The organism is Kitasatospora sp. NPDC057542 (assembly GCF_042801945.1).
Lineage (GTDB): Bacteria > Actinomycetota > Actinomycetes > Streptomycetales > Streptomycetaceae > Kitasatospora.
The window spans coordinates 1-1,967 of sequence record NZ_JBHVFE010000786.1 but is presented as its reverse complement, the minus strand read 5'-3'; the positions used below and the strand labels follow the sequence as shown (position 1 = coordinate 1,967).

Below are 1,967 nucleotides of genomic sequence, written 5' to 3'. Positions count from 1 at the left end.
TGGGGGGGGGCCTCCGCCGTACTCCGCTGGGAACCCGGCGGCCCGTGCGGACAGGTGGGGGACGTGGAACTGTCACAGCGGGCGCGATTGAGGAGCGGAGATCAGTGGGCGTTCGGGGAGTTGTTCGATGAGACGGCGGACGACCTGTACCGGTACGCGGCGCGGGTGGTGGGGGACCGGGCGGCCGCGGAGGACGTCGTCCAGCTGACGTTCCTCGAAGCATGGCGCCTGCGCGGCAAGCTGCGGGAGGACGACGGGCCGGTGCGGCCCTGGTTGTTCGGGATAGCCGCCCACGTCCTGCGCAACACGACCCGGGCGGCCCGGCGGCACCGGGCGGCGATGGCGCGGATTCCCGACCGCGGCGTACTGCCGGACTTCGCCGAGGAGTTGGTCGGACGGCTCGACGACGACGCCCGGCTCGCCGCCGTGCGGCGGGCGCTGGGCGGGCTGCGGAGGGCCGAGCGCGAGGTGTTCGGACTCTGCGTCCTGGCGGGCCTGGACTACGCGAGCGCGGCCGAGGCACTCGGGGTGCCGATCGGCACGGTGCGCTCCCGGCTCTCGCGCGCCCGTACCAAGCTGCGCGCGCTGGCGGACGAGGAGCTCCGGGGCGGGCGGGAACTCCCTGCGGACACCGGACAGGTACGGGGTGGCCGCACCGAAGCGGCCAGGTCGACGACACCGGGGAGGACCCGATGAACCCGATGAACGAGGACGAACTGCTGCCACCGCCCACGGGGCCGGGGCTCTCCGCCGACCGCCGACGGCAGCTGCGGGGGCACCTGATGAGCGAGTTCGCACGCGGGCCGGCGGCCGGTGCGCGGCGGATCCGGCTCGGCTGGGTGGCCCTGCCCGCGCTGGCGGGCGGCCTGGCGCTGTCCCTGGTCCTGGCCGGCGGCCCGGTGGAGCGGGGCGCCGACTCCACTCGGCCGGTGGCGGCGGTCGTCCTGGACCGCGCGGCGCGGGCCGCCGAACAGCAGTCCGCCCCGGCCGTACGCGGGGACCAGTTCGTCTACGTGAAGAGCCTGGACGACTGGGCGAAGTCGGAGGGCGAGGCGGCGCGGGACCGGGAGCTCTGGAGGTCCGTCGACGGCAGCAGGCGGGAACTGCTGCTCCTGGACGGGCATCTGCCGAATCCCGGAGGAAGCGACGAGCACGGGGAGCCCGAACCGGTGCCCTACTCCGGGATCGGCAGCTACGCCTACGTCGCCGCCCTGCCGACCGACCCGGACGCGCTGCTGGCCAGGATCCACGCCGATACCGCAGGCCTCGGGCCCGGCCCCGACGAGGAGGCGTTCAGGACCGTCGGCGACCTCCTGCGCGAGCAGATCGCCCCACCGGCCGTCAGCGCCGCGCTCTACCGGGCGGCCGCGAAGATCCCCGGCGTCACGGTGATCGACTCGGTGACCGACGCCGCCGGCCGCCCCGGCATCGCGGTCGCGCGCCGGGACGGCGGCGGGAAGGTCGAGTCCCAGTGGATCTTCGACCGCGCCGACTACACCTTCCTCGGCGAGCGCACCGTGGCCCTCGCCGACGGCTCGACCTTCAAGAAGGGCGACATCACCGGCCAGATGGCCGTCCTCGCCCGCGCCATCGTCGACCAGCCCGGCACCCGCCCCTAACGGGCGGCGGCCGGCTGCCGAGGCCACCCCCGCAGGGCCGCGCGGGCCCGGGCGACGCCCCCGGGGGTGGCGGGCGCGCCGGTGCCGACGGCGACGGTTCTCGTGCCGAGGCCCGCGCAGGCGCGGCAGATCCCCGGCCGGGGCACCGGGTCGTGGCAGCGGCCGCACTCGGCGTACGGCGTCGGCGGGGGCGCCGGGCGTTCCGGCGGCAGCTTGCGTTGCAGGCGATCCCGGAGGATCGCCGCCGGGGAGTGCATCGGCTGCGGCAGCCCGGGGAGCAGGGCCTGGGCCAACTCGGCCTCGTTGCTGCCCCGTTCCAGCCATCGGGCGACGAGTGGTGCCAGCGCG

General features: G+C 76.1%; 2 protein-coding genes and 1 pseudogene. 2 read left to right on the top strand and 1 reads right to left on the bottom strand.

The features are described from left to right. Window positions 1–54: 54 nt before the first annotated feature. A complete protein-coding gene (locus ACFU7Y_RS43475) occupies window positions 55–696 on the top strand; it encodes an RNA polymerase sigma factor (protein WP_380771979.1) in 642 nt (213 codons plus the stop codon). Continuing rightward, entirely contained in the window at window positions 693–1,619 is a 927-nt protein-coding gene (locus tag ACFU7Y_RS43470; protein ID WP_263455442.1) for a CU044_5270 family protein, read from the top strand. The genes ACFU7Y_RS43475 and ACFU7Y_RS43470 overlap by 4 nt, the downstream gene beginning before the upstream one ends. Here ACFU7Y_RS43470 and ACFU7Y_RS43465 read toward each other — a convergent pair. Beyond that, window positions 1,616–1,967, bottom strand: a pseudogene (locus ACFU7Y_RS43465) (hypothetical protein); the annotation flags it as partial. The gene ACFU7Y_RS43470 and the pseudogene ACFU7Y_RS43465 overlap by 4 nt on opposite strands.